33 protein-coding genes are annotated in these 20,246 nt (G+C 56.2%); 3 read left to right on the top strand and 30 right to left on the bottom strand.

Translation table 11 applies throughout. The features are described 5' to 3' along the window. Positions 1-21 precede the first annotated feature (21 nt). From R2E40_RS21325 to rpsJ, 27 genes are all read right to left on the bottom strand, one after another. Entirely contained in the window at positions 22-1,011 is a 990-nt protein-coding gene (locus tag R2E40_RS21325; RefSeq protein ID WP_005307997.1) for a DNA-directed RNA polymerase subunit alpha, read from the bottom strand. 25 nt (positions 1,012-1,036) lie between these two features. Further along, the gene (rpsD, locus tag R2E40_RS21330; protein WP_011704319.1) at positions 1,037-1,657 is read right to left on the bottom strand and encodes a 30S ribosomal protein S4; all 621 of its coding nucleotides are present in this window, start codon (positions 1,655-1,657) and stop codon (positions 1,037-1,039) included. A 39-nt stretch (positions 1,658-1,696) separates the two neighbouring features. Then, positions 1,697-2,086, bottom strand: a complete 390-nt coding sequence (rpsK, locus tag R2E40_RS21335) for a 30S ribosomal protein S11 (protein WP_005319702.1) — start codon at positions 2,084-2,086, stop codon at positions 1,697-1,699. A 14-nt stretch (positions 2,087-2,100) separates the two neighbouring features. Beyond that, positions 2,101-2,457, bottom strand: coding sequence for a 30S ribosomal protein S13 (gene rpsM / locus R2E40_RS21340; protein ID WP_005307991.1), 357 nt, complete (start codon positions 2,455-2,457; stop codon positions 2,101-2,103). A gap of 139 nt (positions 2,458-2,596) precedes the next feature. Then, on the bottom strand, positions 2,597-2,710 hold the full coding sequence (gene rpmJ / locus R2E40_RS21345) for a 50S ribosomal protein L36 (protein WP_005319705.1): 114 nt from the start codon (positions 2,708-2,710) through the stop codon (positions 2,597-2,599). A 27-nt stretch (positions 2,711-2,737) separates the two neighbouring features. Next, the gene (secY, locus tag R2E40_RS21350) at positions 2,738-4,066 is read right to left on the bottom strand and encodes a preprotein translocase subunit SecY (RefSeq protein WP_010672567.1); all 1,329 of its coding nucleotides are present in this window, start codon (positions 4,064-4,066) and stop codon (positions 2,738-2,740) included. A gap of 8 nt (positions 4,067-4,074) precedes the next feature. Next, the gene (gene rplO / locus R2E40_RS21355; protein ID WP_005307987.1) at positions 4,075-4,512 is read right to left on the bottom strand and encodes a 50S ribosomal protein L15; all 438 of its coding nucleotides are present in this window, start codon (positions 4,510-4,512) and stop codon (positions 4,075-4,077) included. A gap of 2 nt (positions 4,513-4,514) precedes the next feature. Continuing rightward, entirely contained in the window at positions 4,515-4,694 is a 180-nt protein-coding gene (gene rpmD / locus R2E40_RS21360) for a 50S ribosomal protein L30 (RefSeq protein WP_005307985.1), read from the bottom strand. 6 nt (positions 4,695-4,700) lie between these two features. Next, entirely contained in the window at positions 4,701-5,201 is a 501-nt protein-coding gene (gene rpsE / locus R2E40_RS21365) for a 30S ribosomal protein S5 (protein ID WP_011704318.1), read from the bottom strand. Positions 5,202-5,215: 14 nt separating this feature from the next. Next, entirely contained in the window at positions 5,216-5,569 is a 354-nt protein-coding gene (gene rplR / locus R2E40_RS21370; RefSeq protein ID WP_011704317.1) for a 50S ribosomal protein L18, read from the bottom strand. Between the two features lie 9 nt (positions 5,570-5,578). Further along, positions 5,579-6,112, bottom strand: a complete 534-nt coding sequence (gene rplF, locus R2E40_RS21375; protein ID WP_005307981.1) for a 50S ribosomal protein L6 — start codon at positions 6,110-6,112, stop codon at positions 5,579-5,581. A gap of 13 nt (positions 6,113-6,125) precedes the next feature. Next, the gene (rpsH, locus tag R2E40_RS21380) at positions 6,126-6,518 is read right to left on the bottom strand and encodes a 30S ribosomal protein S8 (RefSeq protein WP_011704316.1); all 393 of its coding nucleotides are present in this window, start codon (positions 6,516-6,518) and stop codon (positions 6,126-6,128) included. Positions 6,519-6,539: 21 nt separating this feature from the next. Next, positions 6,540-6,845 carry a 30S ribosomal protein S14 gene (gene rpsN, locus R2E40_RS21385; protein WP_011704315.1) on the bottom strand — a complete coding sequence of 102 codons (306 nt, stop codon included), beginning with the start codon at positions 6,843-6,845 and terminating at the stop codon, positions 6,540-6,542. A gap of 10 nt (positions 6,846-6,855) precedes the next feature. Continuing rightward, entirely contained in the window at positions 6,856-7,395 is a 540-nt protein-coding gene (gene rplE, locus R2E40_RS21390; RefSeq protein WP_005331162.1) for a 50S ribosomal protein L5, read from the bottom strand. 13 nt (positions 7,396-7,408) lie between these two features. Then, positions 7,409-7,726 carry a 50S ribosomal protein L24 gene (rplX, locus tag R2E40_RS21395; protein ID WP_005307977.1) on the bottom strand — a complete coding sequence of 106 codons (318 nt, stop codon included), beginning with the start codon at positions 7,724-7,726 and terminating at the stop codon, positions 7,409-7,411. A gap of 11 nt (positions 7,727-7,737) precedes the next feature. Then, complete coding sequence (gene rplN, locus R2E40_RS21400) at positions 7,738-8,106, bottom strand: 50S ribosomal protein L14 (protein ID WP_005307975.1); 369 nt, start codon at positions 8,104-8,106, stop codon at positions 7,738-7,740. Positions 8,107-8,253: 147 nt separating this feature from the next. Continuing rightward, positions 8,254-8,502 carry a 30S ribosomal protein S17 gene (gene rpsQ / locus R2E40_RS21405; RefSeq protein ID WP_005307966.1) on the bottom strand — a complete coding sequence of 83 codons (249 nt, stop codon included), beginning with the start codon at positions 8,500-8,502 and terminating at the stop codon, positions 8,254-8,256. Then, positions 8,502-8,693, bottom strand: a complete 192-nt coding sequence (gene rpmC, locus R2E40_RS21410; protein ID WP_005307965.1) for a 50S ribosomal protein L29 — start codon at positions 8,691-8,693, stop codon at positions 8,502-8,504. Before rpmC ends, rpsQ begins: the two co-directional genes overlap by 1 nt. Continuing rightward, entirely contained in the window at positions 8,693-9,106 is a 414-nt protein-coding gene (rplP, locus tag R2E40_RS21415) for a 50S ribosomal protein L16 (RefSeq protein WP_005307963.1), read from the bottom strand. The genes rpmC and rplP overlap by 1 nt, the downstream gene beginning before the upstream one ends. 13 nt (positions 9,107-9,119) lie before the next feature. Next, positions 9,120-9,833: a 30S ribosomal protein S3 gene (rpsC, locus tag R2E40_RS21420; protein ID WP_005331168.1), complete on the bottom strand. Its 714-nt coding sequence runs from the start codon at positions 9,831-9,833 to the stop codon at positions 9,120-9,122. Positions 9,834-9,836: 3 nt separating this feature from the next. Further along, positions 9,837-10,181, bottom strand: coding sequence for a 50S ribosomal protein L22 (gene rplV / locus R2E40_RS21425; RefSeq protein WP_011704314.1), 345 nt, complete (start codon positions 10,179-10,181; stop codon positions 9,837-9,839). Positions 10,182-10,191: 10 nt separating this feature from the next. Then, positions 10,192-10,470, bottom strand: coding sequence for a 30S ribosomal protein S19 (rpsS, locus tag R2E40_RS21430; RefSeq protein WP_005307960.1), 279 nt, complete (start codon positions 10,468-10,470; stop codon positions 10,192-10,194). A 22-nt stretch (positions 10,471-10,492) separates the two neighbouring features. Continuing rightward, positions 10,493-11,314: a 50S ribosomal protein L2 gene (gene rplB / locus R2E40_RS21435; RefSeq protein ID WP_005307957.1), complete on the bottom strand. Its 822-nt coding sequence runs from the start codon at positions 11,312-11,314 to the stop codon at positions 10,493-10,495. A 15-nt stretch (positions 11,315-11,329) separates the two neighbouring features. After that, a complete protein-coding gene (gene rplW / locus R2E40_RS21440; RefSeq protein WP_005307955.1) occupies positions 11,330-11,632 on the bottom strand; it encodes a 50S ribosomal protein L23 in 303 nt (100 codons plus the stop codon). Next, positions 11,629-12,234: a 50S ribosomal protein L4 gene (rplD, locus tag R2E40_RS21445; protein WP_005340616.1), complete on the bottom strand. Its 606-nt coding sequence runs from the start codon at positions 12,232-12,234 to the stop codon at positions 11,629-11,631. The genes rplW and rplD overlap by 4 nt, the downstream gene beginning before the upstream one ends. A 17-nt stretch (positions 12,235-12,251) precedes the next feature. After that, positions 12,252-12,884 carry a 50S ribosomal protein L3 gene (gene rplC / locus R2E40_RS21450; protein ID WP_005340620.1) on the bottom strand — a complete coding sequence of 211 codons (633 nt, stop codon included), beginning with the start codon at positions 12,882-12,884 and terminating at the stop codon, positions 12,252-12,254. Between the two features lie 22 nt (positions 12,885-12,906). Then, positions 12,907-13,218 (bottom strand): 30S ribosomal protein S10, encoded by a 312-nt coding sequence (gene rpsJ, locus R2E40_RS21455; RefSeq protein WP_005307944.1) that lies wholly within the window; start codon positions 13,216-13,218, stop codon positions 12,907-12,909. A 356-nt stretch (positions 13,219-13,574) separates the two neighbouring features. Between rpsJ and R2E40_RS21460 the strand changes: the two genes are divergently transcribed. Further along, on the top strand, positions 13,575-14,489 hold the full coding sequence (locus tag R2E40_RS21460) for a DMT family transporter (protein ID WP_318164344.1): 915 nt from the start codon (positions 13,575-13,577) through the stop codon (positions 14,487-14,489). Between the two features lie 35 nt (positions 14,490-14,524). On the opposite strand, the gene envZ is transcribed toward R2E40_RS21460, so the two are convergent. Then, positions 14,525-15,835, bottom strand: a complete 1,311-nt coding sequence (gene envZ / locus R2E40_RS21465; protein WP_017410611.1) for a two-component system sensor histidine kinase EnvZ — start codon at positions 15,833-15,835, stop codon at positions 14,525-14,527. Continuing rightward, positions 15,832-16,551 (bottom strand): two-component system response regulator OmpR, encoded by a 720-nt coding sequence (ompR, locus tag R2E40_RS21470; protein ID WP_005307934.1) that lies wholly within the window; start codon positions 16,549-16,551, stop codon positions 15,832-15,834. Before ompR ends, envZ begins: the two co-directional genes overlap by 4 nt. Positions 16,552-16,787: 236 nt before the next feature. On the opposite strand from ompR, the gene greB reads away from it, so the two are divergent. Together greB and R2E40_RS21480 are read left to right on the top strand one after the other, a co-directional pair. After that, a complete protein-coding gene (gene greB, locus R2E40_RS21475; RefSeq protein ID WP_318164345.1) occupies positions 16,788-17,261 on the top strand; it encodes a transcription elongation factor GreB in 474 nt (157 codons plus the stop codon). A gap of 268 nt (positions 17,262-17,529) precedes the next feature. Then, positions 17,530-19,836: a Tex family protein gene (locus R2E40_RS21480; RefSeq protein ID WP_318164346.1), complete on the top strand. Its 2,307-nt coding sequence runs from the start codon at positions 17,530-17,532 to the stop codon at positions 19,834-19,836. Positions 19,837-19,891: 55 nt separating this feature from the next. Here the strand turns inward: R2E40_RS21480 and R2E40_RS21485 are convergent, their stop codons facing one another. Further along, a complete protein-coding gene (locus tag R2E40_RS21485) occupies positions 19,892-20,170 on the bottom strand; it encodes a hypothetical protein (RefSeq protein ID WP_011704307.1) in 279 nt (92 codons plus the stop codon). Positions 20,171-20,246: the final 76 nt, after the last annotated feature.

The raw sequence follows: 20,246 nt of genomic DNA on the forward strand, positions 1-20,246 counted from the left end.
CTGTGAAACCCGTAATCTGGATTACTCGTCAGCGATGCTGGCGGGCGGCCAATTCTCGAGGCGCATGCCAAGAGACAGACCACGGGAGGCCAACACGTCCTTGATCTCAGTCAGGGACTTCTTACCGAGGTTAGGAGTCTTAAGCAACTCAACTTCAGTACGCTGTACCAGATCACCAATATAGTGGATAGCTTCTGCCTTCAGACAGTTCGCAGAACGAACTGTCAGCTCCAAATCATCGACAGGACGCAGCAGAATCGGATCAAACTCGGGTTTCTCTTCTTTCTTCTCGGGCACGCTGACATCGCGCAGATCCACGAAGGCTTCCAGTTGCTCGGCCAGAATAGTGGCAGAACGACGGATGGCTTCTTCAGGATCCAGAGTACCATTGGTCTCCATGTCGATGACCAGCTTGTCCAAGTCGGTACGCTGCTCCACACGTGCTGCCTCAACGTTGTAGGCAATACGAACGATGGGGCTGAACGCGGAGTCCAGCAGCAGGCGACCAATAGGACGCTCTTCATCATCGTTGTGAACACGAGCAGAAGCAGGCACATAACCACGACCGCGCTGAACTTTCAGGCGCATGCTGATTTCAGCATTGGCGCCAGTCAGGTGGCAGATTACGTGCTCCGGGTTTACGATCTCGACTTCATCACCGTGAGTGATATCACCAGCGGTAACGGGGCCTGTTCCAGACTTGGTCAGGGACAGAGTTACCTCGTCCTTGCCTTCCAGCTTCACAGCGATACCTTTCAGGTTGAGCAGGATTTCAAGAATGTCTTCCTGTACACCTTCTTTGCTGCTGTACTCATGCAGTACCCCGTCAATTTCGACTTCAGTAACTGCACAACCGGGCATAGAAGACAGCAAAATACGACGCAGGGCATTACCCAGCGTGTGACCAAAGCCACGCTCAAGTGGCTCGAGAGTCACTTTCGCATGAGTCGGGCTAACTTGCTCGATGTCAACTAGCCGCGGTTTAAGAAAATCTGTTACAGAACCCAGCATTGTGTCCTCTCTTTAGAAGCTAGCTTTACTTGGAGTAAAGCTCGACGATCAGCTGTTCGTTAATGTCGGCAGACAGGTCGGAACGCTCTGGCAGACGCTTGAAAGCACCTTCCATTTTAGCGGCATCAACCTCTACCCAAGTCGGCTTCTCGCGCTGACCAGCAACCTCGAGGGATGCTTTGATACGCGCTTGCTTCTTAGCCTTCTCACGAACGCAGATCACGTCCTCAGGGGAAACCTGGAAAGAAGGAATGTTCACAACGCGACCGTTGACCATGATGGCCTTGTGGCTCACCAGCTGACGAGATTCAGCACGGGTAGCACCGAAGCCCATACGGTAAACAACGTTGTCCAAACGACCTTCCAGCAGCTGCAACAGGTTTTCACCGGTGTTACCCTTTTGACGGGCAGCGTCGCGGTAGTAGTTGCGGAACTGTTTTTCCAATACGCCGTAGATACGACGAACTTTTTGTTTCTCGCGCAGCTGAACACCGTAGTCAGACAGACGCGCTTTACGCGCACCGTGTTGACCAGGAACGGTGTCAATCTTGCACTTAGAATCAATCGCACGAACACCAGACTTCAGGAAGAGGTCGGTGCCCTCACGACGGCTAAGCTTAAGCTTAGGACCGATATATCTTGCCATCTTCTTTCTCCAACAATCCTAGACCAAGTAGCTACAGCGTTACACGCGGCGCTTCTTGGGAGGACGACAACCGTTGTGCGGGATCGGAGTCACATCAGTAATGTTAGTGATGCGGAAACCAGCCGCGTTCAGAGCGCGGATGGAAGACTCACGACCGGGACCCGGACCTTTGACCATGACTTCCAGGTTCTTCACGCCGTATTCTTTGGCGATCTCACCAGCACGCTCAGCAGCTACCTGGGCAGCAAACGGAGTGGACTTACGGGAACCACGGAAACCTGAACCACCGGAGGTAGCCCATGACAGAGCATTGCCCTGACGGTCAGTAATGGTCACGATTGTGTTGTTGAAAGATGCATGAACGTGCGCAATACCGTCGCTCACTTGCTTTTTAACGCGCTTGCGAGCACGAGTCGGAGTTTTAGCCATTTTCTACCTTCCCGTTACTTCTTGATAGCCTTGCGCGGACCCTTACGGGTACGAGCGTTGGTCTTGGTACGTTGACCACGAACAGGCAGGCTACGACGGTGACGCAAACCACGGTAGCAACCCAGATCCATCAATCGCTTGATGTTCATGGAAATCTGACGACGCAGGTCACCTTCAACGGTGAATTTACCTACTTGTTCACGCAGACTCTCGATCTGAGCTTCGTCCAGGTCTTTAATTTTCACATTCTCAGCGATACCGGCTGCGGCACAGATGGCCTTGGAGCGGGTACGACCGACGCCATAAATAGCAGTCAAAGCAATGACTGCATGCTTATGGTCAGGAATGTTAATGCCAGCGATACGGGCCACTATTCACTCCTACATATAGTAGATTACGACCACCACAAAGCCCGTGAGCGGATACGTGGCGGTCAACCAATACACAACAAAAGTTGGCTGGCTATATTAGCCAGCACAACTATTTGTTGCAAGTACTAACCGTAAAAAATTAGCCTTGGCGCTGTTTATGCTTTGGCTCGCTGCAAATCACACGCACCACACCGTGACGCTTGATGATTTTGCAGTTACGGCAGATTGCCTTAACGGAAGCACGAACTTTCATTGCTTAACTCCGTAACTACGCCGACCTTTAGCGGCCGTAGCCCTTCAGGTTGGCCTTCCTCAGGACATCACCATATTGATGAGACATCATATGGGTCTGAACCTGAGCCATGAAGTCCATGATAACTACCACGATAATCAGCAGCGAGGTGCCACCGAAATAGAACTGTACGTTCCAGGCAGTCATCAAGAACTGGGGTACCAGACAGATAAAGGTTATATAGAGCGCACCTGCCAATGTCAGGCGAGTCATAACCTTATCGATATAACGTGCTGTCTGCTCGCCCGGGCGGATCCCCGGGATAAAGGCTCCACTCTTCTTCAGGTTATCTGCTGTCTCGCGGGGGTTGAACACCAGCGCGGTATAGAAGAAGCAGAAGAAGATAATGGCTGCTGCATAGAGCATCTCATACAAGGGCTGACCCGGCTGCAGGACCATAGAGACCTGTTGCAGGATGTCAGCGATCTTGCCCTCGCCCTGACCAAACCAAGAGGTAATGGTCCCTGGGAAGAGGATGATGCTGGATGCGAAAATCGCAGGAATCACACCGGCCATATTCACTTTCAACGGCAGGTGCGTGCTTTGCGCGGCAAATACCTGGCGGCCTTGTTGACGCTTGGCATAGTTAACGACGATACGACGCTGACCACGCTCCACGAACACCACAAAGTAAGTCACTGCGAAAACAATCAAGCCCAGCAACAACAACAGCAGGATGTGCAATTCCCCTTGACGTGCCTGTTCGGCCGTAGCGCCAATGGCATGAGGCAGACCAGCAACGATACCTGTGAAGATAATCAACGAGATACCATTACCAATCCCACGCTCGGTAATCTGCTCACCCAACCACATCAAGAACATGGTACCGGTGACCAGACTCACAACGGCCGTGAAATAGAAGCCCAAACCCGGATGAGTCACGAGTCCTTGCATCATATTCGGCAGACCGGTTGCAATACCAATGGCCTGGAACGTTCCCAAAACCAGCGTGCCCCAACGGGTATATTGGCTAATCTTGCGACGGCCGGATTCACCTTCTTTCTTGAGTTCAGCAAGAGCAGGGTGAACCACAGTCAGCAGCTGGATAATGATCGACGCCGAAATGTACGGCATGATCCCCAGCGCAAGAATAGAAGCACGCGAGAGTGCACCACCACTGAACATGTTGAACATCTCAATGATGGTGCCCTTCTGTTGTTGGAACAACTCGGCCAGTACGGCGGCGTCAATACCAGGAATCGGCACATAAGAGCCTGCACGGAAAACGATAATCGCCCCGAGAACGAAGAGCAGACGGCTCTTCAGTTCACTCAGACCACCCTGTGCTTTAACATCCAATCCTGGTTTCTTAGCCATTGTACTGATTATTCCTCGATTTTACCGCCAGCGGCCTCGATGGCTGCACGTGCACCTTTGGTGACGGACAGACCACGAACGGTCACAGCACGGTCAATGTTGCCAGACAGAACAACTTTAGCGAACACGATGTTTTTAGTAATAACACCGGCTTGCTTCAGAGTGCTCACGTCGACCACATCACCTTCTACCAGGGCGATTTCGTTCAGGCGCACTTCGGCAGAAACCAAAGATTTGCGAGAGAAGAAACCGAACTTCGGCAGACGGATTTTCAAAGGCATCTGGCCGCCTTCGAAACCGTTGCGAACTTTGCCGCCACCGGAACGAGAGGTTTGACCTTTAACACCACGACCACCGGTCTTGCCCAGACCAGAACCGATACCACGGCCCGGACGGTGCTTAACGCGCTTGGAGCCAGCGGCCGGAGACAGAGTATTCAGACGCATGCTTAGCCCTCCACCTTAACCATGTAATAAACCTGGTTGATCATGCCGCGTACGCAGGGAGTATCTTCCAGCTCAACGGTGTGACCAATGCGACGCAGACCCAGACCACGCAGAGTCGCCTTGTGCTTTGGCAGACGGCCGATAGAGCTGCGAGTTTGAGTTACTTTTACAGTGTTAGCCATGTCGCATTACCCCAGAATTTCTTCAACGCGCAGACCACGCTTGGCAGCGATCTGGGCCGGGGATTGACCCTGTACCAGAGCGTCGACAGTTGCGCGAACAACGTTGATTGGGTTGGTGGAACCGTAGGTCTTGGCCAGCACGTTGTGGATACCAGCAACTTCCAGAACAGCACGCATGGCGCCGCCTGCAATGATACCAGTACCTTGAGAGGCCGGCTTCATGAACACGGTGGAACCGGAGTGAACACCGCGCACCGGGTGGTGCAGAGTGCCGTTGTTCAGCTCAACCTTGTTCAGGTTACGCTTAGCCTGTTCCATCGCTTTTTGAATAGCGGCCGGAACTTCACGGGCTTTACCGTAACCGTAACCTACACGGCCGTTACCATCACCCACCACGGTCAACGCGGTGAAGGACATGATACGACCACCTTTAACAGTTTTCGAAACACGGTTTACTGCAATCAGCTTTTCTTGCAGTTCGCCGGCTTGAGATTCGACTTTAGCCATCTTCGACTCCTAGCTTAGAACTGAAGACCAGCGTCACGTGCAGCAGCTGCCAGAGCAGCGATGCGACCATGATACTTGAAACCGGAACGATCGAAAGATACGTTCTGAACGCCTTTGGCAATAGCACGCTCAGCGATTGCTTTACCTACCGCGGTCGCTGCATCAGCGTTACCGGTGTATTTAATAGCTTCACTGATGGCTTTCTCTACTGTGGAAGCAGAGGCCAGAACTTCGGAACCGTTGGCTGCAATAACCTGCGCATAGATATGACGCGGGGTACGGTGAACAACCAGACGGGTAGCTCCCAGTTCCTGCATCTTTTTCCGAGCACGAGTAGCACGACGGAGACGAGCTGCTTTCTTGTCCATAGTGTTACCTTACTTCTTCTTAGCTTCTTTAGTACGCACTTGCTCGTTGGCATAGCGTACACCCTTGCCCTTGTAGGGCTCCGGAGCGCGGTAAGCACGGATATCGGCGGCGACTTGGCCAACCAGCTGCTTGTCGACACCACGCAGAACGATTTCTGTGGCAGTCGGGCACTCAGCGGTCACACCAGCCGGCAGCGCATGCTCTACCGGGTGAGAGAAGCCCAGAGCCAGCGCAACAGCATTGCCCTTGATGGAGGCTTTATAACCTACACCAACCAGCTGCAGCTTGCGCTCGAAGCCTTGGGTAACACCGATTACCATGTTGTTGACCAATGCACGGGCAGTACCGGCCTGAGCGTCAGCACCAGCGATGCCGTCGCGCGGGGCGAACTTCAGTACATTGTCTTCTTTGGTCACTTCTACACCGGCGTGAATAGAGCGAACCAGGGAACCTTTACCACCTTTGATGGACAGTTCCTGGCCGTTCAGAGTCACCTCTACGCCAGCAGGAATAGTGACGGGTGCCTTAGCAACACGAGACATTTCCTACCTCCTATTAAGCGACGTAGCAGATGATCTCACCGCCCATGCTTGCTTTGCGGGCAGCACGGTCAGTCATCACACCTTTAGACGTGGACACGATAGCAACACCGAGACCGCCCATAACTTTCGGCAGATCAGTAGTGCGCTTGTAAATACGCAGGCCGGGACGGCTCACGCGTTGGATTAGTTCTACAACTGGCTTGCCCTGGAAATATTTCAGTTCAATTTCCAGTTCCGGCTTCACGTCACCAGCTACGGAGTAGCCAGTGATGTAACCTTCTTCTTTCAGCACTTTGGCGATAGCCACTTTCAGCTTGGAAGAAGGCATGGAAACCGCAACTTTGCTCGCCGCCTGACCGTTACGGATGCGGGTCAGCATATCCGCGATCGGATCTTGCATGCTCATAAGTCTAACTCCCGAGATTCGTTACCAAGAAGCCTTCTTCAGGCCCGGAATTTCGCCCTTCATGGCATGCTCACGCACCTTGATGCGAGACAGGCCAAACTTGCGCAGGAAACCGTGCGGACGACCAGTAATATTGCAACGGTTACGCTGGCGGGACGGACTGGAATCACGGGGCAGCTGTTGCAGTTGCAGGACAGCATCCCAACGCGCTTCTTCAGAAGCGTTCATATCAACAATGATAGCTTTCAGCTCGGTTCGCTTGGAGGCGAACTTGGCTACCAGCTTCGCACGCTTTGCTTCACGTGCTTTCATGGAAGTTTTAGCCATAACCCTAACCTTACTTGCGGAATGGGAAGTTAAAGGCAGCCAGCAGAGCACGGCCTTCTTCATCGGTATTCGCGGAAGTGGTGATGGTGATATCCAGACCACGGACGCGATCGACCTTGTCATAGTCGATTTCCGGGAAGATGATTTGCTCACGCACGCCCATGGAGTAGTTACCACGACCATCGAACGCTTTAGCGTTCAGGCCACGGAAGTCACGGATACGCGGTACGGAGATGCAAATCAGCCGTTCCAGGAACTCCCACATACGCTCGCCACGCAGGGTTACTTTACAACCTATCGGGTAGCCTTCACGAATCTTGAAGCCCGCAACAGATTTGCGAGCTTTGGTGATCAGCGGCTTCTGACCGGAAATGGCAGCCATATCGGCAGCAGCATTTTCCAGCAATTTCTTGTCAGAGATCGCTTCACCAACACCCATGTTCAGGGTGATTTTCTCGATCCGAGGGACTTGCATGATAGTCTTGTAACCGAACTGTTTGGACAGTTCATTTACTACATCGGATTTGTAGTAATCATGCAGTTTCGCCATCGTTAAACTCCAATTACTTCACAAGTTCGCCGGTGGATTTGAAGAAACGGACTTTTTTGCCGTCTTCAATCCGGAAACCAACGCGGTCAGCCTTGCCAGTGGCAGAGTTGAACAGCGCTACGTTAGATACATCGATGGGGGCTTCTTTGGTGACGATACCGCCAGCCTGACCCAGTGCGGGTACCGGCTTCTGGTGTTTCTTCACCTGGTTGATGCCTTCCACGATTACCTTACCTTTTGCAATCAGGACTTGAGTGACTTTGCCACGCTTGCCCTTGTCTTTGCCGGTAAGAACAATCACTTCGTCTTCGCGACGGATTTTAGCTGCCATCGTTCGACTCCTTACAGTACTTCGGGTGCCAGGGACACAATCTTCATGAACTTCTCATTACGCAGTTCACGAGTCACCGGGCCAAAAATACGAGTACCGATTGGCTGTTGGTTGTTGTTAAGCAACACAGCCGCATTGTTGTCGAAACGGATGACAGAGCCGTCCGGACGACGAACGCCTTTACGGGTGCGTACGACCACCGCGTTATACACATCACCTTTCTTCACTTTACCGCGAGGAATGGCTTCCTTGATGGAAACCTTGATGATGTCGCCGATGCCGGCGTAACGGCGGTGCGAACCACCCAGAACCTTAATACACATTACACTGCGAGCGCCGGAGTTGTCGGCAACACCCAGCATACTTTGCATCTGGATCATCTTAGTGCTCCGCTTTGTTTACTTCTTATCCCTCTCGGGATCTGGCTGCCTTCAAAAGGCGCGAAACTATAACACAGGATTTTTAGAAAAGGTAGCCTAAAAAACAAACGGCCCCGCTAAGGGGCCGTTTGGACTACAAAGTACCGATTAGGCCTTTTCTACAACGGCAACCAGAGTCCAGGACTTGGTCTTGGACAGCGGGCGGCATTCGCGGATTTCCACGAGGTCGCCAGCTTTGCATTCGTTGTTTTCATCATGTACGTGCAGCTTGGTAGTGCGCTTGATGATCTTACCGTAGATCGGGTGCTTTACCTTGCGCTCGATAGCAACAGTGATGGACTTGTCCATCTTGTCGCTGATTACACGACCTTGCAGAGTACGGATCTTGTCAGTCATTACGCACCTGCCTTCTCAGTCAGTACAGTCTTGATACGTGCGACGTCACGACGCACTTGTTTCAGAGTGTGAGTCTGAGCCAGCTGGCCGGTGGAAGCTTGCATGCGCATGTTGAATTGCTCACGCAGCAGACCCAGCAGCTCCTGGTTCAGTTCTTCGACGCTCTTTTGACGCAGATCTTGGGCTTTCATCACATCACCGTCTTAATTACGAAAGTGGTCTGAACGGACAGCTTAGCTGCGGCCAGGGCAAACGCTTCACGCGCCAGAGCCTCAGGTACACCATCCATCTCGTACAGAACCTTGCCAGGCTGGATCGGGCAAACCCAGTATTCCACGTTACCCTTACCTTTACCCATACGAACTTCGAGGGGCTTTTCGGTGATGGGCTTGTCCGGGAACACACGGATCCAGATCTTGCCTTGACGCTTAACGTGACGGGTCATGGCACGACGGGCTGCTTCGATTTGACGAGCAGTCAGTTGACCACGGGATGTCGCCTTCAGGCCAAAGGTACCGAAGGATACTTCGTTACCAGAGTTGGCCAGACCGCGGTTACGACCCTTGTGGGTCTTGCGGAATTTAGTACGCTTTGGTTGCAACATTTACCGAATCTCCTTACTTAGCAGCGCGGCGCTTGTTGTCACGCTTGGGCTTTGCAGGAGCTTGCTCTTGAGCAGCAGCGGCATTAACAGCAGCCAGACCGCCCAGAACTTCGCCCTTGAAGATCCAAACTTTAACGCCGATCACACCGTAAGTGGTGTGGGCTTCAGAAGTTGCGTAGTCGATGTCGGCACGCAGGGTGTGCAACGGCACACGACCTTCACGGTACCATTCGGTACGCGCGATTTCAGCGCCGCCCAGACGACCGGAAACTTCCACTTTGATGCCCTTGGCACCCAGGCGCATTGCGTTCTGTACGGCGCGCTTCATAGCACGACGGAACATTACACGACGCTCCAGCTGGGAAGTGATGCTGTCGGCAACCAGTTTGCCATCCAGCTCCGGCTTGCGGACTTCGGAAATGTTGATCTGAGCAGGCACGCCAGCAATTGCGGCTACAGCTTTGCGCAGTTTCTCAACGTCTTCGCCTTTCTTACCGATCACAACACCCGGACGAGCGGTGTGAATGGTCACACGGATGCTCTTGGCCGGACGCTCGATGGTGATCTTGGACAAGGACGCGTTTTTCAGTTCCTTGGTCAGGAACTGGCGTACTTGAAAATCGCTGTACAGGTTGTCAGCGAAGTCTTTGGTGTTCGCGAACCAGGTAGAATTCCAAGGCTTGGTAATACCCAGGCGAATGCCATTAGGATGTACTTTCTGACCCATTGCTTATCTCCCAGCCTTAGCGTCGGATACCACTACGGTGATGTGAGCGGTACGCTTGAGGATACGATCCGCACGACCTTTGGCACGCGGACGGATGCGCTTCATGGAGGGACCTTCGTCGACCATGATAGTAGCAACACGCAGCGCGTCGATATCGGCGCCTTCGTTGTGCTCAGCGTTTGCAATGGCAGATTCCAGCACTTTCTTCACCAGAGCTGCAGCCTTTTTCGGGCTGAAGGTCAGGATGTTCAGAGCCTTGTCTACGGACAGACCACGTACTTGATCGGCTACCAGACGAGCTTTCTGGGCAGAAGTACGGGCATAACGGTGTTTAGCGATAGCTTCCATCATTTATCCCTTAGCGCTTCTTAGCCTTCTTATCAGCAGCATGGCCGCGATAAGTACGAGTCGGTGCGAATTCACCCAGTTTGTGACCGATCATTTCTTCGGTAACGAAAACCGGAACGTGCTGACGACCATTATGGACAGCGATGGTCAAACCGATCATGTTCGGGATGATCATTGAACGACGGGACCAGGTCTTAACCGGCTTTTTATCCCCGCTTTCCACCGCTTTCTCTACCTTCTTCAGCAAGTGCAGGTCAATAAATGGACCCTTCTTGAGAGAACGTGGCATGGTGATTCCTCTATGTTAACAATTACTTGTTACGACGACGTACGATGTACTTGTCGGTACGCTTGTTCTTACGGGTCTTGAAGCCTTTAGCCTTCTGGCCCCATGGGGACACAGGCTGCATGCCCTTGTTGCGACCCTCACCACCACCGTGCGGGTGGTCGACCGGGTTCATCGCCATACCGCGAACGGTCGGACGAATACCACGCCAGCGGTTTGCACCGGCTTTACCCAGTTGACGCAGCATGTGCTCGGAGTTACCAACTTCACCGATGGTGGCGCGGCACTCGGCCAGAACTTTACGTACTTCGCCGGAACGCAGACGCAGAGTTACATAGTTACCTTCACGAGCCAGGATCTGGATGAAAGTACCAGCGGAACGAGCCAGCTGGGCACCTTTACCAGGCTTCATCTCAACAGCGTGAACGGTAGAACCGACCGGGATGTTGCGCATCGGCAGGGTGTTACCTACCTTGATTGCGGCATCAGCACCAGAAGCGATTGCATCACCAGCTTTCAGGCCTTTCGGAGCCAGGATGTAACGACGCTCACCGTCTGCATACAGCACCAGGGCGATGTTTGCGGTACGGTTAGGATCGTATTCCAGGCGCTCTACTTTGGCCGGGATACCGTCTTTGTCGCGCTTGAAGTCGACGATACGGTAGTGTTGCTTGTGACCACCGCCGATGTGACGGGTGGTGATGCGGCCGTTGTTGTTACGACCACCGGACTTGTCTTTCTTGTCCAGCAGAGCTGCAAAGGGCTTGCCCTTGTACAGGTCTTGGTTGACGATCTTGACGACGTGGCGGCGGCCCGGAGAAGTAGGCTTGCACTTAACGATTGCCATTTTTGAGAACTCCTCTTACTCGGCTGCGCCCATGAAGTCGATGTCCTGACCAGCTTTCAGGGTCACATAAGCCTTTTTCCAATCGGAACGACGGCCTACGCGTGCACCTGCGCGCTTGGTCTTACCCTTCATGTTCAGGGTACGGACGGTCTCAACTTCGACCTCGAACAGTTTCGCAACTGCAGCTTTGACTTCCGCCTTGGTAGCATCAACAGCAACTTTGAACACGATAGTGTTCTGCTTTTCTGCAACCATGGTGCTCTTTTCAGAGATGTGCGGAGCCTTCAGAACTTTCAGCAGACGCTCTTCACGGATCATGCCAGCATCTCCTCGATTTGCTTAACTGCGTCAGCAGTCATCAGAACCTTGTCGAAAGCGATCAGGCTGACCGGGTCGATACCGGCAACGTCACGCACGTCAACTTTGTACAGGTTGCGAGCAGCCAGGAACAGGTTCTCATCGACTTCAGCAGTCACGATCAGAACGTCAGTCAGTTCCATTTCTTTCAGCTTGGCGATCAGTTCTTTGGTCTTCGGAGCTTCGATGCCGAACTTCTCAACAACGATCAGGCGCTCTTGACGTACCAGCTCGGACAGAATGCTACGGATAGCGCCGCGGTACATCTTCTTGTTTACTTTCTGGCTGTGATCTTGCGGCTTAGCAGCAAAAGTCACACCACCGGAACGCCAGATGGGCGAACGGATGGAGCCAGCACGGGCACGACCAGTACCCTTCTGACGCCACGGCTTTTTGCCGCCACCAGACACTTCAGAGCGAGTCAGCTGCGCACGAGTACCCTGACGGGCACCAGCGGCATATGCAACGACGACCTGGTGAACCAGAGCTTCGTTGAATTCGCGCCCGAAGGTAGTCTCGGAAACTTCAAGAGCGCTCTTGGCGTCTTTCATTACCAATTCCATTACTATCTCCTCAGACGTTACGCTTTGACGGCAGGTTTGACGATCACGTTGCCGTTGGTTGCACCCGGTACTGCACCTTTGATGAGCAGCAGGTTGCGTTCAGCGTCAACACGAACCAGTTCCAGGTTCTGAGTCGTTACACGCTCAGCACCCATGTGACCAGCCATCTTTTTGCCCTTGAATACACGACCCGGAGTCTGGTTCTGACCGATAGAACCCGGAACGCGGTGAGACAAGGAGTTACCGTGGGTCATATCCTGGGTGCGGAAGTTGTGGCGCTTAACAGTACCAGCAAAGCCCTTACCTTTGGATGTGCCGGTAACGTCTACCAGCTTAACGTCAGCGAGAAGATCTACTTTCAGCTCGCTACCAACAGTGAAAGTTTCACCGTTGTTCAGGCGGAATTCCCACAGACCGCGACCGGCTTCTACACCAGCTTTGGCGAAGTGGCCAGCTTCCGGCTTGGTCACACGGCTGGCTTTTTTGGCGCCAGTGGTAACCTGAATAGCGTTGTAGCCGTCGGTTTCTACAGATTTGACCTGAGTTACACGGTTAGCTTCAACTTCGATAACAGTCACCGGGATAGAAACGCCATCTTCAGTGAAGATGCGAGTCATACCCACTTTGCGACCTACAAGACCGATTGTCATTGTTATCAACCTCTTTCCGTAATTAACCCAGGCTGATCTGGACGTCTACACCAGCTGCCAGATCCAGACGCATCAGGGCGTCTACGGTCTTGTCAGTCGGCTCAACGATGTCTACCAGACGCTTGTGAGTGCGGATCTCGTACTGATCACGCGCATCTTTGTTGACGTGCGGGGAGATCAGGACGGTGAAGCGCTCTTTGCGAGTCGGCAGCGGAATAGGACCGCGAACCTGCGCGCCAGTGCGCTTAGCAGTTTCAACGATTTCCGCAGTGGATTGATCAATCAGGCGATGATCAAAAGCCTTCAGGCGGATACGGATTCTTTGGTTCTGCATTGACAGAGCTCCAATAGATAAAAGAACATAAATCAACACCGCCCGACCGAGATTTCTCCCGCCAGAGGTGTGATTTTTCACGTTTCCCCCCATATCGGGAGGACTGTATGGCTGGCCCCCGCAAGCGGGAAACTCAGCAAGCAGACATATCGTCTGGCTTACCTCATGGGTAAGCGGAGGGGATTATACGGATTTTTTCAATTTGCGCAAGAGAAGGCGAACAGATTGTGCGCAATTTTATGTGACAGATGGATCTCGCCAACGGCTGGGCAAGCCCTTGCCTGGCAGGGGTAACGACAATGTTGCAAACAGGCTGGTAGACTGTGCGCCGGCCTTCGTCATCGGAACGACACCCCATGCTCAAAGATCAGAAAAAAGCCTATCAATATGGACTCTGCGCCGTCGCCCTCTGGTCGACGGTCGCCAGTGCCTTCAAGATCTCCCTCGCCTACTTTGAACCGGTGCAGCTGCTGCTGGTCGCGGCCTGCACCTCGACCCTGACGCTGGGGGGGATCGTGGCCTGTCAGGGCAAACTGCCGCTGCTGCTCGGCTACATCAAGAGTCGCCCCTTTTACTATCTGGCACTGGGAGTGCTCAACCCCTTCCTCTATTACCTGCTGCTGTTCAAGGCGTATGACCTGCTACCCGCCCAGCAGGCACAGACCCTCAACTACACCTGGGCCATCACCCTCAGTCTGCTGGCGGTGCCCTTCCTCGGTCAGAAGCTGCGCCGCCGCGACGGAGTCGCCATCGTGCTCGGCTACTTCGGTGCTCTAGTGATTGCCACCAAGGGGGATGTATTCGGTCTGCAGTTCGACAGTCCCCTCGGCGTTACGCTGGCACTGGTGTCGACCCTGATCTGGGCCGGCTACTGGATCCTTAACACCCGCAACCAGGGCGACCCCATCGTCAGCCTGCTGCTCGGCTTCCTCATCAGCCTGCCCTTTATCGTCGCGGCAACCTGGCTGCTCTCGGACTTTGCCATGACCGCCTGGCAGGGGTGGGCTGGCGCCATCTACGTGGGGTTGTTCGAGATGGGCTTCGGCTTCGTGCTCTGGCTGATGGCGCTGCGCCACGCCACCAACACGGCCCCCATCAGCAACCTCATCTTCATCTCGCCGTTTGCTTCGCTGGTGCTGCTCAACCTGCTGATCGGCGAAACCATCCACCCGGCCACCCCGATCGGGCTGGCGCTCATCGTCGTCGCCCTGCTGATCCAGCAGCTGAAATACGGCAGGCGCTACCGCAAGACCAGCGAGCCGCAAGCCTGACATACGAAGGGCGTATCCACGGATACGCCCTTTGTTCAATCAATCCACTCCAGCGGCTGGTTCTTGGGCAGCCGGATCTCCACCAGCAAGCCCCCCAGCTCGGAGCGCCCCAGCCTGATGGTGCCGTGATGCTGGGACACGATCTTGGCGACGATGGCCAACCCCAGGCCGCTGCCGCTGCCGGTACGGGCCTCGTTGCCCTGGGTGAAGGGCTTGAGCACCCGGTAGTAATCCTGCTCCGGAATGCCGGGGCCATCATCCGACAGGCGCAGCCGCACCCAGTGACCATCATCCTTGAGCTCGGCCTGCAGCCGGCTCGCACCGTAGCGCAGCGAATTGCCCGACAGGTTGTTGAGGATACGGCGGATGCTGATGGGGTTGCAGGCCACCCGCACCGCCTCGGCCGGCAACTCGAGCTCCACCTCCAGACCCTGATCGGTCTGCACCAGCAAGCTGTCGTGGATCAGCTGGGTCAGGTCGATCTGCTGGGTATCCAGCCCCTCGTCCGGCCGAATGTAGTCGATGAACTGATCGATGATGCCATTGGACTCGTCAATGTCCGCGTTGATGCTCTCCTTGAGATACTCATCGCCGGAGGACATCATCTCGGTCGCCAGCCGGATACGAGTCAGCGGGGTACGCAGATCGTGTGAGACGCCCGCCATCATCAGGTTGCGCTCCTCGATCAGGCCCTTGATGGAGCTAGACATGTGATTGAAGGTGCGAGTCAGCCGACGCACCTCACGCGAGCCCTGCTCTCCCAACGCATCGGGGAAATTGCCGCGCGCCACCGCCACGGCCCCCGCCTCCAGATCCTCCAGCGGCCGCACCAGCTGGCGGGCAAAGCGCCAGGCGGCGAACAGGGTCACCACCAGCAGCACGCTCATGTAGAGGATCAGCGGCTCGATGTCGTCGTCCTCGATCTCGGTCAGCGGGATGCGCACCCACACCTTGTTGGCCTGGGGCGGCTGGATCCAGATGATGTAGTGATCCTGGATCTCGACCCTGACCTTGGTCTTGCCCCCCAGCTCGCGGCTGATGCTCTCTTCCAGATAGGTGTAGGGCTTGGACTCGTTGAGCCCGTGCTGCTCCGCCTCGGTCTGGGTATAGATGTCGCTGCCGGTCGCCACATAGACCAACGCCTCGGCGTCTTCACTCAACGCCAGCTGGTTGCTCTCGACCGGGAAGATGAGCTTGACCTGGTTGGCCAGCAGGTGACTGATCTGCTTGACGGTCGGCGCCAGCAGATAGTTGTAGAAGGTGGCATAGGAGACAAACTGATAGACCACCAGCACGGCGGCCAAAAACCAGAGCATGCGGGAGAACATGCTGCTCACTTTCTTCATTCGCCGTCACCGTCCGGCACGAACACATAGCCCAGACCCCAGACGGTCTGCAGATAACGGGGCTGCGCCGGGTCCTGCTCCAGCAGGCGACGCAGACGGGAGACCTGCACGTCGATGCTGCGCTCGGTGGCGGTATATTCGCGACCACGGGCCAGGTTCATCAGCTTGTCGCGGGAGAGAGGCTCGCGCGGATGGCTCACCAGCACCTTGAGCACGGCGAATTCACCGCTGGTCAGCGCAACCGGGTCACCATCACGACTCAGCTCGCGGGTCGCCAGGTTGAGCTGATAGCTGCCAAAGCTCACCACCTTCTCGGCGGTGGAGGGGGCCCCCGGCAACTCGACGGTGTGCCGGCGCAGCACGGCGCGGATCCGGGCCAGCAGCTCACGGGGGTTGAACGGCTTGGGCAGGTAATCGTCAGCACCCATCTCGAGCCCGACGATGCGATCCACCTCATCCCCCTTGGCGGTCAGCATCAGCACCGGGATCTGGTTGCCAGCCTCGCGCAGGCGGCGGCAGATGGAGAGGCCGTCTTCCCCCGGCAGCATCAGATCCAGCACCATCAGGCTGAAGTTCTCACGGGTCAGCAGGCGGTCGGCCTGTTCGCCATTGGCGACGCCCCGAACCACGAACCCCTGTTCGGTCAGGTAGCGCTCCAGCAGGGAACGTAATTTCAAATCATCGTCGACGACCAGAACCTTGTATTGCTGACTCATTGCTTGCCTCTCCTCTCGATATGCTGCCAATACTAGAGCTCGGGCTCGTAACGGCCAAGCCTAAATATGTTACCGGTTATTGCCCATTCAGCCGATTTTGCGCCCCTGCACCCCGCACCTTATCACCCAAGCATCCCCTCAGATGCCCCAGTTTTTGCTCGACAGCAAGGCGACAACGGATAAGATCTGCCGAGCCATAAGAGGCTCATCAGCCCCACTGACGCAGGTAACGACCGATGAAGACCAAGCTGATCACCCGTGAAGGCTACAACAAGCTCAAACAGGAGCTCGATTTCCTCTGGCGCGAGGAGCGCCCAGAGACCACCCGCAAAGTGGCCTGGGCGGCCAGCCTCGGTGATCGCAGCGAGAATGCCGACTACCAATACAACAAGAAACGGCTGCGGGAGATCGACCGGCGGGTCCGTTACCTGCGCAAGTGCCTCGAGGAGCTGGGGATCGTCGACTACTCCCCCGCCCAGGATGGCAAGGTCTTTTTCGGTGCCTGGGTCGAGGTGGAAAACGAGGAGGGAGAGACCAAACGCTTTCGCATCGTCGGCTATGACGAGATCTTCGAGCGCAAGGATTACATCTCCATCGACTCCCCCATGGCCCGGGCCCTGCTCAAGAAAGAGGTGGGGGACGAGGCCATAGTGCGTACGCCAGTCGGTGACGCCTGCTGGTACATCAATGAGATCAGCTATCCCAAATAAACCAGTGCCGGCCCTGACTGCCAAATCGGCTGACGAGGCCAGGAGAGACCGAGCATGTCCGCCCACCGGGTATGACAAGCGTCGTTTTTGCCGGGGTGGCATCCCGCTGCCCGACCCCATATAGTGCTCACACCCGGCGCCTTGCGGCGCCAACCGGCCCGCGCGGCAGTGGTCCGGCTGGTACCTTGAGTACCGCCAGGACAGACCCCTGCCCGGCGACATCGCCTCGCGCCTGCCCGTTGACCAGGACCCGACCAAGAGACCCTCGATGCAAAGCCACGTAATAGAACATCAGATTGCCGGTGAGCTGAATGCCCGCCCGGAGCAGGTGCAGGCCGCCGTTCGCCTGCTGGACGAAGGTGCCACCGTCCCCTTCATCGCCCGTTATCGCAAAGAGGTGACCGGCGGTCTCGACGACAGCCAGCTGCGTACCCTGGAGAGCCGCCTCGGCTACCTGCGTGAACTGGCGGATCGCCGCCAGGTGATCCTGCGCTCCATCGAAGATCAGGGCAAACTGACCCCCGAGCTGGCCCGCGAGCTGAACGACGCCGACAGCAAGACCCGGCTGGAAGACCTCTACCTCCCCTACAAGCCCAAGCGCCGCACCAAGGGGCAGATGGCCATCGAGGCGGGATTGGAGCCACTGGCGGATTTGCTGCTGAGCGACCCGATGAAGGATCCCGAGCAGGAGGCGGTTCGCTTCCTCAATGCGGAGCAGGGCATAACCGACGGCAAGGCCGCCCTCGACGGTGCCCGCTACATCCTGATGGAGCGCTTCGCCGAGCAGGCCGATCTGCTGGAGAAACTGCGCGACTATCTGTGGCACAACGCCACCCTGCGCGCTCGCGTGGTGGCCGGCAAGGAGCAGGAAGGGGCCAAGTTCAAGGACTACTTCGAGCATGACGAACCGCTGCACAAGGCCCCCTCCCATCGGGTACTGGCGATGTTGCGTGGCCGCAACGAGGGAGTACTCAACCTGGCGCTGGTTGCCGGCGACGATGAGGCTGCCAGCCCCTGCGAAGGGATCATTGCCCATCACCTCAGGCTCAACCTGCAACACCGCCCGGCCGACAAGTGGCTGCAGGGGGTGGTGAGCTGGACCTGGAAGATCAAGCTTTCCTTGCAGATGGAGACCGAGCTGATCGGCCGCATCCGCGAGTCAGCAGAAGACGAGGCGATCAAGGTATTCGCCATGAACCTCAAGGATCTGCTGATGGCGGCGCCGGCGGGCATGCGCTGCACCATGGGGCTGGATCCCGGCATCCGCACCGGGGTCAAGGTAGCCGTGGTCGATGCCACCGGCAAACTGGTCGATCACGCGACCATCTATCCGTTCGAACCCAAGCGCCAGGTTGACCAGAGTCTCAAGACCCTGAGCGAGCTGTGCCAGAAGCACAAGGTCGAACTCATCAGCATCGGCAACGGTACCGCCTCGCGGGAAACCGACCGCCTGGTGAGCGATCTGTTCGAGCGCTACCCGGCCGCCAAGGCGCAGAAAATCGTGGTGAGTGAAGCGGGGGCATCTGTCTACTCTGCCTCTGAGCTCGCCTCCCAGGAGTTCCCGGATCTCGACGTCTCCATTCGCGGCGCCGTCTCCATTGCCCGCCGGCTGCAAGATCCGCTGGCCGAGCTGGTCAAGATCGATCCCAAGAGCATAGGTGTCGGCCAGTACCAGCACGACGTCGGCCAGAGCCAGCTGGCCCGCCGGCTCGATGCGGTGGTCGAAGATTGCGTAAACGCGGTCGGGGTGGATGTGAATACCGCCTCGGTCGCCCTGCTCAACCGGGTTTCCGGCCTCTCCCAGACCCTGGCCCAGAACATCGTCGCCTACCGGGACGAGAATGGCGCCTTCCAGCACCGCCAACAACTGTTGAAAGTGAGCCGGCTCGGGCCCAAGGCATTCGAGCAGTGCGCCGGCTTCCTGCGCATTCGCGGCGGCAGCAACCCGCTGGACGGCTCGGCGGTGCACCCGGAATCCTACCCTGTGGTGGAGCGGATCCTCGCCAAGCTGGAGCAGACCGTCAACAGCCTGCTCGGCAACAGCAGCCTGCTGCGCACCCTCAAGCCCGCCGACTACACCGATGAGCAGTTCGGGGTGCCTACCGTCACCGACATCATCGGTGAGCTGGACAAGCCAGGCCGCGACCCGCGTCCCGAGTTCAAGACCGCCACCTTCAAGGAAGGGGTGGAGAAAATCAACGATCTGGTGCCCGAGATGGTGCTGGAGGGGGTGGTCACCAACGTCACCAACTTCGGTGCCTTCGTCGACATCGGCGTCCATCAGGATGGCCTGGTGCATATCAGTTCCCTCACCGATCGCTTCGTGAAAGATCCCCGCGAGGTGGTCAAGGCCGGCGACATCGTCCGGGTCAAGGTGCTGGAAGTCGACGTACCGCGCAAACGCATCAGTCTGACCATGCGTCTGGATGAAAAAGCCGGCCAGCCAGCCCGCAAACCGGCCGAGCCGCGCCACACCGGCAATACCAAGCCGAAGCAGGCACCGCGTCAGAGTGCTCCGACCGATGGAGCCATGGGCAACGCCTTCGCGGCCGCCCTCTCGAAGCTGAAGAAATAAGCCCCCAGAATGCAAAAAGCCCCGCGAGGGGCTTTTTTGTCGCCGTTGTTCAACCTTATTGGGCCAGCGCAGCCAGAATGGCGTCAGCCTCCCGATGGGCTGCCAGTACCTCCCGCAGGCGGTTGAATGCCTTGCAGGCCTCTTGCGGATACTTGCCATAGGAGACCACGCCGGTATGGCTCCAACCTGCTGCCAGCATCACCTTCTTCTTGAAATGGGTGCCTTCGGTGCCGCCCCCGCCGAGCTGCATCAAGAACTGCTCCATCTGGAGGTGCGGCGGCGGTACACGGGAGAAGGTGGCAAAATCTTCCGGTTTGACTTCATCAAAATGCATGGCGACTCCTGTGAGCGTGGATGGGATTACCCCTCAGATTAGTTGCAAATGGCTGCTAGCGAGGGAAAAAACCGGG

Origin of the sequence: Aeromonas sp. CD (assembly GCF_033349375.1) — a bacterium.
GTDB lineage: Bacteria > Pseudomonadota > Gammaproteobacteria > Enterobacterales > Aeromonadaceae > Aeromonas > Aeromonas hydrophila.

Bases quoted from the DNA above. Each gene is read 5' to 3' on its own strand.
- R2E40_RS21325 (WP_005307997.1), bottom strand. From the start codon at position 1,011: ATGCTGGGTTCTGTAACAGATTTTCTTAAACCGCGGCTAGTTGACATC.
- rpsD (WP_011704319.1), bottom strand. From the start codon at position 1,657: ATGGCAAGATATATCGGTCCTAAGCTTAAGCTTAGCCGTCGTGAGGGC.
- rpsK (WP_005319702.1), bottom strand. From the start codon at position 2,086: ATGGCTAAAACTCCGACTCGTGCTCGCAAGCGCGTTAAAAAGCAAGTG.
- rpmJ (WP_005319705.1), bottom strand. From the start codon at position 2,710: ATGAAAGTTCGTGCTTCCGTTAAGGCAATCTGCCGTAACTGCAAAATC.
- secY (WP_010672567.1), bottom strand. From the start codon at position 4,066: ATGGCTAAGAAACCAGGATTGGATGTTAAAGCACAGGGTGGTCTGAGT.
- rplO (WP_005307987.1), bottom strand. From the start codon at position 4,512: ATGCGTCTGAATACTCTGTCTCCGGCCGCTGGCTCCAAGCGCGTTAAG.
- rpmD (WP_005307985.1), bottom strand. From the start codon at position 4,694: ATGGCTAACACTGTAAAAGTAACTCAAACTCGCAGCTCTATCGGCCGT.
- rpsE (WP_011704318.1), bottom strand. From the start codon at position 5,201: ATGGCTAAAGTCGAATCTCAAGCCGGCGAACTGCAAGAAAAGCTGATT.
- rplR (WP_011704317.1), bottom strand. From the start codon at position 5,569: ATGGACAAGAAAGCAGCTCGTCTCCGTCGTGCTACTCGTGCTCGGAAA.
- rplF (WP_005307981.1), bottom strand. From the start codon at position 6,112: ATGTCTCGTGTTGCTAAGGCACCCGTCACTATTCCTGCTGGCGTAGAG.
- rpsH (WP_011704316.1), bottom strand. From the start codon at position 6,518: ATGAGCATGCAAGATCCGATCGCGGATATGCTGACCCGCATCCGTAAC.
- rpsN (WP_011704315.1), bottom strand. From the start codon at position 6,845: ATGGCTAAAACTTCCATGAAAGCACGTGAAGCAAAGCGTGCGAAGCTG.
- rplE (WP_005331162.1), bottom strand. From the start codon at position 7,395: ATGGCGAAACTGCATGATTACTACAAATCCGATGTAGTAAATGAACTG.
- rplX (WP_005307977.1), bottom strand. From the start codon at position 7,726: ATGGCAGCTAAAATCCGTCGCGAAGACGAAGTGATTGTTCTTACCGGC.
- rplN (WP_005307975.1), bottom strand. From the start codon at position 8,106: ATGATCCAGATGCAAAGTATGCTGGGTGTTGCCGACAACTCCGGCGCT.
- rpsQ (WP_005307966.1), bottom strand. From the start codon at position 8,502: ATGACTGACAAGATCCGTACTCTGCAAGGTCGTGTAATCAGCGACAAG.
- rpmC (WP_005307965.1), bottom strand. From the start codon at position 8,693: ATGAAAGCCCAAGATCTGCGTCAAAAGAGCGTCGAAGAACTGAACCAG.
- rplP (WP_005307963.1), bottom strand. From the start codon at position 9,106: ATGTTGCAACCAAAGCGTACTAAATTCCGCAAGACCCACAAGGGTCGT.
- rpsC (WP_005331168.1), bottom strand. From the start codon at position 9,833: ATGGGTCAGAAAGTACATCCTAATGGCATTCGCCTGGGTATTACCAAG.
- rplV (WP_011704314.1), bottom strand. From the start codon at position 10,181: ATGGAAGCTATCGCTAAACACCGTTATGCCCGTACTTCTGCCCAGAAA.
- rpsS (WP_005307960.1), bottom strand. From the start codon at position 10,470: ATGCCACGTTCTCTCAAGAAGGGTCCATTTATTGACCTGCACTTGCTG.
- rplB (WP_005307957.1), bottom strand. From the start codon at position 11,314: ATGGCAATCGTTAAGTGCAAGCCTACTTCTCCGGGCCGCCGCCACGTC.
- rplW (WP_005307955.1), bottom strand. From the start codon at position 11,632: ATGATCCGTGAAGAGCGTCTGCTGAAAGTTCTGAAGGCTCCGCACATC.
- rplD (WP_005340616.1), bottom strand. From the start codon at position 12,234: ATGGAATTGGTAATGAAAGACGCCAAGAGCGCTCTTGAAGTTTCCGAG.
- rplC (WP_005340620.1), bottom strand. From the start codon at position 12,884: ATGACAATCGGTCTTGTAGGTCGCAAAGTGGGTATGACTCGCATCTTC.
- rpsJ (WP_005307944.1), bottom strand. From the start codon at position 13,218: ATGCAGAACCAAAGAATCCGTATCCGCCTGAAGGCTTTTGATCATCGC.
- R2E40_RS21460 (WP_318164344.1), top strand. From the start codon at position 13,575: ATGCTCAAAGATCAGAAAAAAGCCTATCAATATGGACTCTGCGCCGTC.
- envZ (WP_017410611.1), bottom strand. From the start codon at position 15,835: ATGAAGAAAGTGAGCAGCATGTTCTCCCGCATGCTCTGGTTTTTGGCC.
- ompR (WP_005307934.1), bottom strand. From the start codon at position 16,551: ATGAGTCAGCAATACAAGGTTCTGGTCGTCGACGATGATTTGAAATTA.
- greB (WP_318164345.1), top strand. From the start codon at position 16,788: ATGAAGACCAAGCTGATCACCCGTGAAGGCTACAACAAGCTCAAACAG.
- R2E40_RS21480 (WP_318164346.1), top strand. From the start codon at position 17,530: ATGCAAAGCCACGTAATAGAACATCAGATTGCCGGTGAGCTGAATGCC.
- R2E40_RS21485 (WP_011704307.1), bottom strand. From the start codon at position 20,170: ATGCATTTTGATGAAGTCAAACCGGAAGATTTTGCCACCTTCTCCCGT.